This is a genomic window from Streptomyces sp. LN549 (assembly GCF_043203805.1).
Lineage (GTDB): Bacteria > Actinomycetota > Actinomycetes > Streptomycetales > Streptomycetaceae > Streptomyces.
Genome location: NZ_JAZHRI010000002.1, coordinates 6,250,650 through 6,263,702, shown reverse-complemented (window position 1 = coordinate 6,263,702; position 13,053 = coordinate 6,250,650). Strand labels below are relative to the sequence as shown.

Below are 13,053 nucleotides of genomic sequence, written 5' to 3'. Positions count from 1 at the left end.
AGCCGGGCCGCTACCGGGGCTGCAGCTCCCGCATGAGTCGGTCGATCACGGCCGCGGGGCTGGGCTGGGCCGCCATCTCCGCGCTCACCGCCGCCGCCGCTTCGGCATAGGCGGGATCGGTGAGCAGACGGTCGGCCATCTCCCGCACGGTGACCGGGTCGGCCTCGCCGAGCGGCAGGGACAGGCCGGCCTTGCAGTCGACGACCCGCTGCGCCACCAGGGGCTGGTCGGCGCCGTCGGGCAGCACCAGCTGCGGCGTTCCGCTGTGCAGCGCGGCGGCGGTGGTGCCCGAGCCGCCGTGGTGCACGATCAGTGAGCAGGTGCCGAGGAAGGACGACAGCGGAAGGTACCCGGCCAGGCGTACGTTGTCGGGCAGTTCACCGAGCGCCTCGAAGTCCGTCGAGTGGTCGGCGAGGACGATCTCGACGTCCAGTTCACTCAGTGCCTTGATCAGCAGCAGGAGTCCACTGCCGTCGGAGAGCAGCGGGATGACCGTGCCCAGGGTCAGGCAGATCCTCGGCCGCTCACTCCGGTTCAGCACCCACTCGGGCACGACGGAGCCGCCGTTGTAGGGGACGTAGCGCATCGGCCACCAAGGGGTTCCGCCTTCTGTGTCGGGCTCGTCCTGGTCCAGTCCGCCGAGGCTCGGGGGGCGCGGATCGATACGCGCGACCAGGCGGGGCCGGCGGTCGCCGATACCCAGCCGTTCCCGCAGCCCGGCGATGACCGGCGAGTCCTCGTCGATGACGCCGGTGCGGTGGTTCTGCGCACCGCTCTCCTTGATGCCCTTGTCGCGCATCGACCATGAGACGCGGTTGCCGACCTCCAGCGCCGGGACCCCCAGCGCGGCCGCGGCCAGCAGGCCGGCCGCATGGTCGGAGGGGTACACCACGAGGTCGGCTCCGAAGCTGCGGCCCGCCTCGATGGTGCCCTCGGTCATGGCGAGCGTGAAGAGGTCGAAGGGCTTCATCTCACGGGCCGCCTCCCAGTAGCCCGGCGGCAGCCGGTCCGGCTCCCCGGCGTCCGGCGGAGGGGTCTCGCCGCTCTGTGCGAGCAGCAGGTCCGCGCCGACATCGCGGTGCGGAAAGACGTTGACGGTCGGGAGTCCGGAGTCCGCCGCGGCTGCGGTCACATAGGCGGTGGTGGCGAGGAGGACCTCGTGTCCGGCGGCCCGTGCGGCCCACACCAGCGGCACGACCGGCAGCAGCAGCCCATAGCCGGGTGCGGCAGGAAAGAGGATTTTCATATTCTGGATACTGCCACAGGGCCGTCAATAAATGGCTGGCCCGACCCAGGTGAATTCACCACTCAATACGGGGTACAGGAATTCACCATCGTTATTCGAGTGTGCCCCCAGTGAAGCTCAGCCAGCCGTGGAGGTGCCAGGATCCGAGCTCGCCGGGAAGACCGGAAACGGAGGCCATCGATCGCTTTTCCCCTTCATGCGCGACATCCCGTTCCGGCCCGAGTGCCGCATTACCGGAATTCGAGTGGGACGCGAGTGGCGAAACTATCGTCATGGTTTGATCCGACGTGAGCATGAAGGGTGGGCGCTGTGAGTGGTATTCCGCGGAACGGGTCGGTGGAGGACGCCTTCGCCGAGGTGGCGAAGGCGTTCGAGGCGAACTTCGCGTCGGGCGCGGAGGTGGGGGCCGGCGTATGCGTCTACCACCGCGGCCGGCCGGTGGTGAACCTGTGGGCCGGCACCGCGAGCGAGGACGCCGGCGACCTGTGGCGGCCCGAGACCCTCGGCCTGCTCGCCTCCCCCACCAAGGCGCTGGTCACGGTGTCGGCGCTGCTGCTGGTGGAGCGGGGACTCCTGGAACTGGACACTCCGGTCGCGGAGTACTGGCCCGAGTTCGCCGCGGGCGGCAAGGAGCACATCACTCTCAGGATGGTGCTCAGCCACCGTTCCGGAGTGGTCTGTCTGGACCACGCCCCGATCACGAACGAGGCCATGCGGGCCCACACCCCGATCGCCGAGGCGCTCGCCGCGGCGCGTCCGGAGTGGGAGCCGGACACCGCGCACGGCTATCACGGCATCACCTTCGGGTACCTGGTGAGTGAACTGGTGCGCCGCAGGACCGGGTTGACGGTCGGCCGGTTCTTCGCCCGGGAGATCGCCGGGCCGCTCGGGCTGGACTGCTACATCGGCGTGCCCGATCCGGACGCGGTCCATGTCGCCACCATGTTCCAGTCCAAGGCCGAGGCCCTGTTCGCAGGTGACGACATCGACCTGGCCTCGTTCATCGACACCGCCTCGCTCACCTACCGCTCGATGATGGGCAGCCTGGCGCTGGACGGTGGTGTGGTGGAGCTGGTGGCGGAGGACCCGTCCTACGGGGCACGGGCCAGCGCGCCCTCGCTCGCCCGCTTCATGGCCGCGCTGATCGGTGAGGTCGACGGCATCCGGCTGCTCAGCCCCGCCACCCTGGCGGAGCTCACCCGGCCGCACTCCGAGGGACACTGCCTGGTGACGCTCACGCAGTGCAACTGGGGTCTGGGGTTCCAGGTGCCTGACCATCCGGTGTTCCCGGCCTCGGCCGGCCTCGACACCGCTTTCGGCCTCAGCGCGGCGACCGGATCGTATATCTTCGCCGACCCCGAGTACGACCTCGCCTTCGGATATATGCAGAATGCCGGCTCCCCGGTGATGGGAAGTCTGGACGACCGGCCCCGACGGCTCATCGAGGCCGTCTACCGGAGCGTCGGAAAGTTCGACCCGCCCGCATTCAGCGCATAGCCGCCCCTGATCTTCTTCGAGCCGCTGCCGGTGAAGGGAACCAAGAATGTCCTTAGAGATACGCAGGATCGGTGGCCATATCGGCGCCGAGGTGATCGACGTCGATCTGAGCAGTGAGCTTTCCGGTCCGGTCTTCTCCCAGGTCCACCAGGCGCTTCTCGAGCACAAAGTGCTCTTCTTCCGGGACCAGAAGATCACCGACGAGGACCAGTTGGCCTTCGCCGGCCGGTTCGGCCCACTGACGCAGAAGCACCCGATGATGCGCACGGTGGACGGCAAGCCCCAGGTGATCGCGGTCGACGGCGAGGACCAGCGTGCGGACCACTGGCACACCGACATCAGCTTCACACCGACGCCGTCCATGGGGACGACGTTGCGCAGCGTCGTCCTGCCGCCCTACGGAGGCGACACCATGGTCGCCAACGGTGAGGCGGCCTACAAGCAGCTCCCGCCGGAGCTGAGGGAGATCGCCGACAGGCTGTGGGCCGTCCACACCAACCACGCCGAGCAGCCCCGGCTCGGCACCGACCGCGGTGAGGCGACGCGCAAGGCGTTCCTCGCCAAGCGGTTCGAGACGGCGCACCCGGTGGTGCGGGTGCACCCGGAGTCCGGTGAGCCGTCGCTGTTCCTCGGCGGCTTCGCCCAGCGGCTGACAGGCCTGACACTGCGTGAGTCCCGCCCGGTCATCGACGTACTCCAGTCCTACGTGCACCGGCCGGAGAACGTGGCGCGGTGGACCTGGCAGCCGGGGGACGTGCTGATCCTCGACAACCGCAACACCCAGCACTTCGCGGTCAACGACTACGGCAGCCACAAGCGGGTGCTGAACCGCGTCTCGATCACCGGTGACACGCCGGTGGGCCTGGACGGCAGAAGCAGCTACGCCATCGAGCAGGACCGGTGAGGCCCGGGAAGCAGGATCCGGGCGCGTTCGTGGCCCGGCTGCGCAACCGGGAGAGACTCGTCGGCTACTGGATCGCGTGCGACAACCCGGTCGGCACCGAACGCATCGCCGGCGTCGGTTACGACTACATCGGCGTCGACGGCCAGCACGGTGTCCTGCACCAGCAGGGCTGGCAGTCCGCGATGCTCGCCGTGGACGCCATGGGGCGTTCGGCGGGGGTCATCCGGGTCCCCTCGGTCGACCCGATCGCCATCGGGGCGGCCCTGGACTCGGGTGCGCGCGCGGTGATCGTGCCCATGGTCGAGACGGCCGAGGAGGCCGCGGTCGCCGCCCGCGCCTGCCGCCACTGGCCCGTGGGCACCCGAAGCCTGGGGGGCCCGGTGCGCGCGGAGCTCCGGCTCGGCGCCGTTCCCGGGGAGCTGGACGACGCGGTGGCCTGCATAGTCATGATCGAGACCGCCGGCGCACTGAAGGACCTGGCCGCGATCTGCGCCACCCCGCAGCTGGACGCGGTGTACGTCGGTCCGGCGGACCTGTCCGTCGCACTCGGGGCCACGTACTTCGGCGACCCGGCGGTGCAGGACCGCCTGGAGCAGACGCTGAAGGACATCGTGGAAGCCGCGGCCGAAGCAGGCATCGCCTGCGGGATCCACTGCCTGGACGGTTCCACGGCGGCCCGCCGGCTGGCCGAGGGGTTCACCTTCGCGACGGTGTCGAGCGACATCACCCACCTGCAGGAGGTGGCGGCCGCCCATCTGGCGGCCGCCGGCACGGGAGCGGCCTCTCCCGCCACGTCACCGGTCCGTGAGCCGTGATGACGGGAACGTCCGCACGACCGGTCCGCTCCCTGGAGGAGCTGGTGGGCCGCACTCCGACGATGGAGGTGCAGCTGCCCGGAGTCCCCGACGGGGTCCGGCTGCTGGCCAAACTGGAGATGTTCAACCCGCTGTTCAACGTGAAGGACCGGGCGGTCCTCTTCATGCTGCGCGAGGCGGAGCGGACGGGCCTGCTGCCCGCCCGCGGGGGCACGGTGATCGAGTGCTCGTCGGGCAGCACCGGCATCTCCCTCGCGGCGATGTGCGCGGTGCGCGGTCACCGCTGCATCATCGTCATGCCGGACAACGCGACCGCGGAACGGCGCCAGATCCTGCGCGAACTCGGCGCGGAGACCGTCCTGGTGCCGCACGAGGAAGGGCTGCTTGCCGCCTGGAAGTTCGCCGAGGGGCTGCACCGGGAGACCCCCGGCTCCTGGCTGCCCCACCAGGACCGCAATCCGGCCAACGTCCTCGCGCACTACGAGACGACCGGGCCGGAGATCTGGGAGGCGTGCGCCGGGCGGGTCGACGTCTTCGTGTGCGGGGTCGGAACCGGCGGAACGCTGACCGGAGTGGCCCGCTACCTCAAGGAGCGCGGGGACGTACACGTGGTCGCGGTCGAGCCCGAACGCTCGGCGGTCCTGTCCGGCGGGGAGGCCGGACCGCACGGGATCCCCGGTCTCGGGGCGGGCTACGTCTCGGAGATCACCGACCTCGGTGTCATCGACGAGGTCGTCACCGTGCCGGACCTGACGGCTGCCACCACACGCCAGGAGATCACTCTGGCCACCGGCCTGCTCGCCGGCGTCTCCTCGGGCGCCGCGGCACACGCGTGCCGGGTGCTGAGCCGGCGTGGGCGCTGGGCCGGGTCGACGATCGTGACCGTCTTCCCCGACACCGGCGAGCGCTATCTGTCCCTGGCCTCCGAGGCTCCGGAGCAGCTGACCAGCCCGTCGTCCGCACCGCGGTCCTGAAGGAGGGGAAGAGAATGTGCCGCATCTACGGCTACTTCAACGCCGTCGCGTCACCCAACGAGATGAAGAGGGTCGGGGCACTGCAGCGGCACGGGGGACCGGACCGCACAGGGTTGTCACGGGCTCCCGGCTGGGGCCTGGGCAGTAACAGACTCGCGGTCATCGACCTCGACGGCGGCATACAGCCGTACGAGATCGAGGGACGGATCTCGGCCGTGTTCAACGGGGAGATCTACAACCACGACGCCCTGCGGGACCGGCTGAGGAAGCGCGGCCACACGTTCACCGACCGCTGCGACGGGGCGATCATCCCAGCCCTGTACGAGGAGTACGGGGAGAAGTTCACCGACCACCTGGACGGCATGTACGCCATCGCCCTGCTGGACCTGCGGGACCGGCCGAAGCTGCTGCTGGTGACCGACCACATGGGGATGAAGCCGCTCTACTACCGGTGGGACGCGGTGGACAGGTCACTGCGTTTCTCGTCGGAGATCCCGGCACTGCTGGGTTTCGAAGGGCTCGGAACGGACATCTGGGGACCGGGGCTCGACGCGTACCTGGCGAGCAGGACTCCGTTCGGCGAGCAGACCATGTTCCAGGAGATCAAGGTCCTGCCGGCCGCGACCACACTGCGGTGCACGCTGGGCGATGCACCCGAGGTGCTCCACCGTCCGCACGCTCCCGTGCAGGTGCCCGACGACGCGGACGAGGCCGCCGAGCTGGTGCGTGACACCCTGCGCACGGAGGTCGGACGGCTCCTGGTGGCCGACGTCCCGGTCGCCGTGATCACCTCGGGCGGTCTCGACTCCAGCCTGGTGACGGCCCTGGCGGCCGAACACGGGCCCGTGCACTCGTTCAACATCGCCTACCGGGGCACCTGGCCGTTCGAGGAACGGCACTTCGCCCGGCAGGCCGCGGAGCACGCCTCCGCCGTCTACCACCAGGTCGAACTGGACCCTGCGACGCTGCCCGACCTGGTCGAGGACGTGGTCTGGCACCTCGGCCAGCCCAACGCCGACCCGATCACCGTGAGCACCTACGCGCTGTTCGCCGCGGTGCGCGAAGCCGGGTTCAAGGTCGCGCTCACGGGGGACGCCGCGGACGAGGTGTTCGGAGGCTACGCGCGGATGCACGCGGCACACGAGGCCGCACCGGCCGGCCCGTGGTACGGGCGCTACCTCGACGCGCTGGCCGTCGTCCCGGCCGAACGGCGGCACTCGCTCTACACCGACGACTACCGGCGGCTCGTCCGGGGCGTCCCGCCGATCCCCGCCGCGGCGCTCGACCGGCTGCGCCACGGCGAAGGCACGGTGCTGAAACGCATCACGGACTTCGAACTGGCCCACCGTCTGCCCGCCTACCACCTGCGCAGGGTGGACCACCTCAGCATGGCGCACTCCGTCGAGTCGCGGCTGCCCTTCTGCCAGCCCAGCGTCACCTCGCTGGGCCAGGCGCTGCCCGACCGGCTCCGGATCGGCGGCGGCAAGGTCAAGCGGACGCTCTACGGTGCGGCTGCCGGCCTGGTCCCCGACGCGGTGCACGAGCGGGTCAAGCAGCCGTTCACGCTTCCCGTCACGGCCATGCTGGCTCCCGGATCACCGCTCTGGGAGATGGCGCGGGACACTCTCGCCCCTGGCCGGCTGCGCCCGGCCGGCCGGCTCGACCCGCACGCCGTCGACGCCCTCTTCAGGACGCAGGAGCTGCGGCCCGACGACACCACCGCTCTGACCATCTGGGCGCTGATGACGTACGAGGTGTGGCAGGACCAGTTCCAGGGGTCTGCCAGGTTCGTCGGCGTCGGGGCAGCGTCGTGATCGCGCATCTCGCGTACGCGGCCGGCAGCCCCTGCCCGACGCTGGTACTCGACGCGGACGCCGTTCCGCAGGACGACGGCTCCCTGCTGGAATACCTGGCCGGAGTCCGGCGCCGCCTGGAGGCGACCGGCAACGGGCAGGTGCTCAAGATCGCGCTGGTGCGTCCGTCCCGTCACCCCATGTTCGATCTCGAGTACCGCTTCGTACAGGCGCTGCCGGACACCGTGCACTCGTTCGACCTGCGAGGGTCGTGCGGGCACTCGATCCTGTCCTCGGCCCTCGTCGCCGAGCGGGTGGGCATGCTCCCGAGGCTTTCCGTGGGCTCCAGGGTGCGGGTCAAGGTCCTCAACAACGGTGACAGCGTGGTGTGCGAGGCCGACGCCGTCGATCGTGACACGGCGCGGTTCACCGTCCACTTCGTCCCTCCCGAGGCGATCCCGGTGACGGACCTGCTGATCACCGGGGAGCCGCAGACCACGGTCGCGGTCGACGGCGAGTTGCCGCAGGTGTCGCTCGTGTCGTCCGGCAACGCGTACGCGTTCCTCGACGCGCGCACGGTGGGCGTCAAGGATCCCGAGGCGCTCTTCGCCGGCGGCGAGGCGCTCTTCGGGACGCTCACCCGCATCCGCGCCGCGGTGACGAGCCAGCTGGGCTGGCCCACCGGCGGGGCGTTCCCCAAGATCGCCGCCCTGCTGCCGGTCGACGAGGGCCGGATCGCCGCGCGGGCGATCTCGGTGCCGTCGTGGCATCCGACCATCGCGCTGACCGGTGCGGTGTGCCTCGGCTCCGCCGTGCAGATCCCCGGCACCGTGCCGTGGCAGGTGGCGCAGGAACTGGGCTGCCCGGACGGCCTGGAGATCATCACGCCCGGCGGCCGCACCGCGGTGACCGCGGCCGTCCAGAACACCGACGGGGTGACCGCGTTGAGCTGGGCCTCCGTCGACCACAAGCGGGTGACGTTCCAGGGGCCGTTGTCGCTCGATCCGCCGGCACCAGCCACGTTGTGAGGAGTTCGCCGAAAATGCCTGTCACCGTCCACGACATCCACGAGGTCCGGGCCGATACCGACATCGAGCCCGGACTGGCCGCGAGATTACGGCAGTCGGCCGACCGGACCGCCGTCACCGGACAGCCCGATCACGAGGCGCTGGCCGAGCTGCGCAGGTCCGGTCTGCTCGCCACCGCCGTTCCCCGCGAACACGGCGGCGCCGGGGGCGACGCGACCGACGTCAACCGGATCGTCGAGCGGCTCGCGCGGCTGAACCCGTCCCTGGCCATCGTGGCATTCCAGCACTTCGCGGTGAGCTCCCGGATCACCGAATGGGGCTCGCCCGCACAGAAGCGGGACCTCCTGCCGCGGCTGGCCGACGGCACCTGTCTCGCCGCGTCCGCGTGGAGCGAGCAGGGCGCCGGCGCGGCGAAGCGCGACCTCAGCAGTACCGCTGTCCGCCGGCCCGACGGGTCCTGGGTCCTCAACGGGACGAAGTCCTTCACCACCACCGCGTCCGTCGCCGATGTCTACCTCGTCCTGGTGCGCACGGGCGAGCGGTCCGAGGATCCCGGCAGTGGTTACGGCGCGGCCGGACAGACCTTCTTCCTCGTCGACGCGGGCAATCCCGGGCTGGTCCCCGATCTGAGCCTGGACCTCATCGGGATGCGGGGGTCGGCGACCGGGTTCGTCTCGATGCACGAGTGTGTCGTCGCCGGGACGGACCGGCTGGGCCCCGAAGGCCGTGCGGCGCAGATCATCGCCGGAGTACGGGAGTCGGGGGCGTCCCTGGGCGCTGTCGCCGTCGGCGCCTCCCAGGCCGCGCTCGAGCTGCTGGTCGAACACCTCCGGGGCCGCCGGCAGTTGGCGCAGCCCGTCGTCAGGGACCGGCTGGTGTCCATGGCGACGCGGATCGAGTCGGCGCGGGCGGTGGTCGAGCGGGCCGGTGCCCGGTCCTCGGCCGACCCAGGGATGACCACCCTGCACAGCAAGCTGCACGCGTCCGTCGTGGCCGAGGAGGTCTGCCTGGAGGCGGCCGGAATGCTCGGTTCGGCCGGATACACGGCCTCGTCGGGCCTCAACCGGCTGCTGGCCGACGCACGGGCCGTGGCCCTGATGGGACCGACCAACGCACTCTGCCGAGAGCTGGTGGCTTCGACATGGTCCGACTGACCTCCGCCGATCTGGCCGTCACCGCCGGCAGGCTCGTGACCCCCACAGGGGTGCGCGCGGGCACGGTGCTGATCCGGGACGGGCGTGTCCTCGCCGTCCTGGACCCCGGTGTCGCACCACCTCCCGGGGTGCCCGTCACCGACGCGGGTGACTGCTACGTCATGCCCGGTCTCATCGATTCCCACGTGCACTTCCGCACCCCCGGCCTGACGTACAAGGAGGACTGGGAGCACGGCAGCAGGGCGGCCGTGGCGGGTGGGGTGACCACGGTGCTGGACATGCCCAACACCAGTCCGCCGGCGCTGACGGCCGACGCGGTGCGGGAGAAGGCTGCGCTGGTCGCGGGCCATTCCCTGGTCGACCACCGCTTCCACATCGGAGCGGACCCCGCCCGTCCCGAGACGCTGGCCGGGCTCGAACCCGCCGTCGCGACCAGCGCGAAGATCTTCATGGCCGGGCACCACACGGCTCCCACCGTGTTCCGCGACCCGGCGCAGCTGGAGAAGGCCTTCATCGCCGCGGCGGAGGGCGGGGTGCGTCTGGTGCTGCATGCCGAGGACGGCGAACTGTTCGCACTGCTCGACGAGTGGTGGGGCACCCCGGGCAGTTATCTGGACTACGAGGCGCGCCGCCCGCGCAGCGGGGGGATCTCGGCTGTGGCGAAGGTCATCGAGCTGGTCCGCCGCCATGGCACCGAGGCGCACATACTCCACCTCTCCAGCCGGGAGGAGGCGGATCTGGTGTGCGCGGCCCGCGCCGCCGGACTGCCCGTCACCTTCGAGGTGACGGGGCATCACCTGTCTTTCACCGACGCCGACACCCTGCGCCTGGGCGCCCGGACGCGGCTCTCACCGTCGATCCGCCAGCAGAGCGACCAGGACCGGCTGTGGCAGGCGCTGGCGTCGGGTCAGGCCGACACGATCGGCAGCGATCACGCGCCCCACACGATCGAGGAGAAGACCAGATCGGTCCGGGATTCGCCACCCGGACTGCCGGGCGTGCAGGAACTCGCGGTCGCGGTGTGGACGGGCATGCGCAGGCGGCTGCCCGACGAGCATCCCGACGTCGCCGTCGGGCGGCTGGTCCGCCACATGTCGACGCGGCCCGCAGAACTCTTCGGTCTGCGCGACAAGGGGCGGATCGCGCCCGGAGCCGATGCCGACCTCGTGTTCTTCGCTCCGGACGACACCTGGATGCTCTCGGCGCGGACCCTGCGCTCCAAGTGCGGCTGGTCGGCGTACGAGGGCTGGACGATGACCGGCCGGGTGACGCGGACCATACGGCGCGGCGAGGTCGTCTGGGATGCCGACAGCGGCACCTTCGGCTCGTACGAGGGGCGGTGGATCCAGTGAGCGGCGGCAGCCACGTGGTCGTGGCGGGCGGCGGGATCGGCGGCCTCGCGGCCGCCGCCGCCCTGGCGTCCTCGGGGTTCGGGGTGACCGTGCTCGAACGTGCGGCACACATCGGTGACGTCGGTTCAGGTCTGCTGCTCTACCAGAACGGCATCGCTGCGGCCGACGCCATCAGCACCCGGCTGGGCAGGGGGATCCGCGCCGCCGGACATGTGGTGGGCCCCGAGGACGTACGCGTGCTGATGGACTCGGCCGGCCGGGTCCTGGCCCGGGAAGAGATCGGTGAGATGGGCCGGCGCCTCGGCCTGCCGCAGGTGCCCATCCTGCGGTCGGCGCTGCAGAACCTGCTGCTGCGGGAAGCGTCCGCCGCCGGGGCGCACATCCGCCTCGGCACTGCCGTCGAGGGGTACTCCCAGGACGGCGGCCGGGTGTCGGTGGGCCTGTCCGACGGCACCGCCCTGGACGGCGACGTGCTGGTAGCGGCCGACGGCCTCAACTCCGTGATCCGGACCGCGATGCTGCGGGACGGTCCGCCCCAGTACCTGGGGTACACCTCGGTCCGGGGCCGGGCCGTCGGATCCGAACTGCACCCCCAGGCGTTCGTCGTCAACGGGCTGGGAGTGCAGATCTTCGTGGCCCCGGCCGACGGGGAGACCCTGTACTGGACGGCCAAGATCACCTCCCCGCCCGGTGTCTGGCCGGCCTTGGGGCAGCAGGGTGCGCTCGCGGCGCTGCTCGACCGCATCGCCGGCTGGCACGAGCCGGTCGTGCGGATGATCCGTACCGCGAACCCCGCGGATCTGTCGGTGACGGACATCCACGACCGCGACCCGGTGTCCCGCTGGGTGGACGGCCGGGTGACCCTGCTCGGCGACGCCGCGCACCCGATGGCGCCCGCGATGGGACAGGGCGCGAACACGGCGATCGAGGACGCGGTCGTGCTCGCGCAGTCGCTGCGGGAGTGCGCCGATCCGGGCGAGGCGCTCCGGCGCTATCAGGCACAGCGCGTCGGGCGCACGACCCGGATCGTCCTGCACTCGCGTCGGCAGGGCGCTCTCGACCAGGGCGCGAGCCGGAAGCACGCGCAGGCGCGCGACGGCGCCATGAAGCAGAGGGGCCGCAAGGACGCCGCCACGCTCGACGTCGTCGACTGGCGGCCGGACACGGCCGGTCCTCTCACCGAAGCGGTCCGGGGCCGAAGGGCCCCGGACCACCGGCCGGGCGCCGAGGCGGCAGACCGATGACATCGACGGAGGTTCTCGCACCAGTGGACACACCGAACATAGTGCTTGTCAGCGGATCGCTGAGGGCGGACTCGACCTCTGACCGGGTGGCACGCTGGTGCGCGCGGCAGTGTGCGCAACAGGGGGCCGACGCCCGGGTGTTCACCGGGGCCGAGCTGCAGTTCCCCTTCTACCGGCCCGGTCTGTCCGAACAGGACGGTGAGGACGGCGAGATCGGCGGGTTCGTGCGCGCGCTGGGCCGCGCGGACGGGCTCGTGCTCGTCTCGCCCACCTATCACGGCACGGTCTCCGGACTCCTGAAGAACGCGCTGGACTACGCCAACGACCTGGTCGCGCCCCGGGCGTTCCTGGAGGGGGTGCCGGTCGGCTGCGTCGCGGTCGGCGCGGGGGCGCAGGGCATGGCGTCCACCCTGACCACCCTGCGCACGATCGGCCACGCCCTGCGCGCCTGGCCGACGCCCCTCGGGGTGACCGCGCGCAACTGGGCCGACGACGGGGCCGTACCGACGGACGACGTGACCTCCGAACAGCGGCAGTCGCGCGACCAGATGGCCGTGATGATCTCCCAGGTGCTCTCCATGGCGTTCGTGAACGCCACCGCCTCGGCCCGGCAGCGCCTCGCGGGCAGCCGCAGCTGATCCACCGCTCCCCCCTTTCGCCCCACCTACAGGAGGAACCGATGTCCGAAGAGCAGCGGCCCGCAGACGCCTTCACGGCCGGACCGATCTGGCGCGACGCCAACGTCCGTTCCGGCCCTTCGCTGGACAGTCCCGTCCTCGAACTACTCCTCCCCGACGACCGGGTGAGTCACCGGGCCGTCGGATGGGCGTACGGCGACGAGGTCATCGAGGGAACGATCGTCAGCGACATCTGGCTGCTCCTGGCGCCGGGCCGCTGGTGCAGCGCGGTCAACTTCGACCAGGACACGATGGCCGGCATCCCGCGGGAAGCCGGGCCGGACGCCAAGTGACGGACCGGGGCGGCGATCTCTTGCGGAGCCACACTCATTCTACTAATCTAAAGATCACTAGAATTACAGATTCGGA

At 71.0% G+C, this 13,053-nt stretch carries 12 protein-coding genes; 11 read left to right on the top strand and 1 reads right to left on the bottom strand.

From position 1 onward, the window contains the following. Window positions 1–10 precede the first annotated feature (10 nt). Window positions 11–1,246, bottom strand: a complete 1,236-nt coding sequence (locus SH922_RS28295; RefSeq protein ID WP_393060753.1) for a nucleotide disphospho-sugar-binding domain-containing protein — start codon at window positions 1,244–1,246, stop codon at window positions 11–13. Between the two features lie 309 nt (window positions 1,247–1,555). On the opposite strand from SH922_RS28295, the gene SH922_RS28290 reads away from it, so the two are divergent. Genes SH922_RS28290 through SH922_RS28240 form a run of 11 tightly spaced genes read left to right on the top strand, consistent with a single transcriptional unit; the run spans window position 1,556 to window position 12,977 of the window. Further along, entirely contained in the window at window positions 1,556–2,743 is a 1,188-nt protein-coding gene (locus tag SH922_RS28290; RefSeq protein WP_393060751.1) for a serine hydrolase domain-containing protein, read from the top strand. Between the two features lie 46 nt (window positions 2,744–2,789). Continuing rightward, on the top strand, window positions 2,790–3,647 hold the full coding sequence (locus SH922_RS28285) for a TauD/TfdA dioxygenase family protein (protein ID WP_393060749.1): 858 nt from the start codon (window positions 2,790–2,792) through the stop codon (window positions 3,645–3,647). After that, the gene (locus tag SH922_RS28280) at window positions 3,644–4,462 is read left to right on the top strand and encodes an HpcH/HpaI aldolase/citrate lyase family protein (RefSeq protein ID WP_393060747.1); all 819 of its coding nucleotides are present in this window, start codon (window positions 3,644–3,646) and stop codon (window positions 4,460–4,462) included. The genes SH922_RS28285 and SH922_RS28280 overlap by 4 nt, the downstream gene beginning before the upstream one ends. Beyond that, window positions 4,462–5,436: a PLP-dependent cysteine synthase family protein gene (locus tag SH922_RS28275; RefSeq protein ID WP_393060745.1), complete on the top strand. Its 975-nt coding sequence runs from the start codon at window positions 4,462–4,464 to the stop codon at window positions 5,434–5,436. Before SH922_RS28280 ends, SH922_RS28275 begins: the two co-directional genes overlap by 1 nt. A gap of 14 nt (window positions 5,437–5,450) precedes the next feature. Beyond that, window positions 5,451–7,250: an asparagine synthase (glutamine-hydrolyzing) gene (gene asnB, locus SH922_RS28270; RefSeq protein ID WP_393060743.1), complete on the top strand. Its 1,800-nt coding sequence runs from the start codon at window positions 5,451–5,453 to the stop codon at window positions 7,248–7,250. Then, window positions 7,247–8,257, top strand: a complete 1,011-nt coding sequence (locus SH922_RS28265; protein ID WP_393060741.1) for a PrpF domain-containing protein — start codon at window positions 7,247–7,249, stop codon at window positions 8,255–8,257. Before asnB ends, SH922_RS28265 begins: the two co-directional genes overlap by 4 nt. A 14-nt stretch (window positions 8,258–8,271) precedes the next feature. Then, entirely contained in the window at window positions 8,272–9,411 is a 1,140-nt protein-coding gene (locus tag SH922_RS28260; protein WP_393060739.1) for an acyl-CoA dehydrogenase family protein, read from the top strand. After that, window positions 9,399–10,763: a dihydroorotase family protein gene (locus tag SH922_RS28255; protein ID WP_393060737.1), complete on the top strand. Its 1,365-nt coding sequence runs from the start codon at window positions 9,399–9,401 to the stop codon at window positions 10,761–10,763. Before SH922_RS28260 ends, SH922_RS28255 begins: the two co-directional genes overlap by 13 nt. Then, window positions 10,751–12,007, top strand: a complete 1,257-nt coding sequence (locus tag SH922_RS28250) for an FAD-dependent monooxygenase (RefSeq protein WP_393060735.1) — start codon at window positions 10,751–10,753, stop codon at window positions 12,005–12,007. The genes SH922_RS28255 and SH922_RS28250 overlap by 13 nt, the downstream gene beginning before the upstream one ends. A gap of 23 nt (window positions 12,008–12,030) precedes the next feature. Then, a complete protein-coding gene (locus tag SH922_RS28245; RefSeq protein WP_393060733.1) occupies window positions 12,031–12,645 on the top strand; it encodes an NADPH-dependent FMN reductase in 615 nt (204 codons plus the stop codon). A 41-nt stretch (window positions 12,646–12,686) separates the two neighbouring features. After that, window positions 12,687–12,977 (top strand): hypothetical protein, encoded by a 291-nt coding sequence (locus SH922_RS28240; protein ID WP_393060731.1) that lies wholly within the window; start codon window positions 12,687–12,689, stop codon window positions 12,975–12,977. The last annotated feature ends 76 nt before the right edge of the window (window positions 12,978–13,053 follow it).

Bases quoted from the DNA above. Each gene is read 5' to 3' on its own strand.
- asnB (WP_393060743.1), top strand. From the start codon at position 5,451: ATGTGCCGCATCTACGGCTACTTCAACGCCGTCGCGTCACCCAACGAG.
- SH922_RS28240 (WP_393060731.1), top strand. From the start codon at position 12,687: ATGTCCGAAGAGCAGCGGCCCGCAGACGCCTTCACGGCCGGACCGATC.
- SH922_RS28295 (WP_393060753.1), bottom strand. From the start codon at position 1,246: ATGAAAATCCTCTTTCCTGCCGCACCCGGCTATGGGCTGCTGCTGCCG.
- SH922_RS28260 (WP_393060739.1), top strand. From the start codon at position 8,272: ATGCCTGTCACCGTCCACGACATCCACGAGGTCCGGGCCGATACCGAC.
- SH922_RS28285 (WP_393060749.1), top strand. From the start codon at position 2,790: ATGTCCTTAGAGATACGCAGGATCGGTGGCCATATCGGCGCCGAGGTG.
- SH922_RS28255 (WP_393060737.1), top strand. From the start codon at position 9,399: ATGGTCCGACTGACCTCCGCCGATCTGGCCGTCACCGCCGGCAGGCTC.
- SH922_RS28275 (WP_393060745.1), top strand. From the start codon at position 4,462: ATGACGGGAACGTCCGCACGACCGGTCCGCTCCCTGGAGGAGCTGGTG.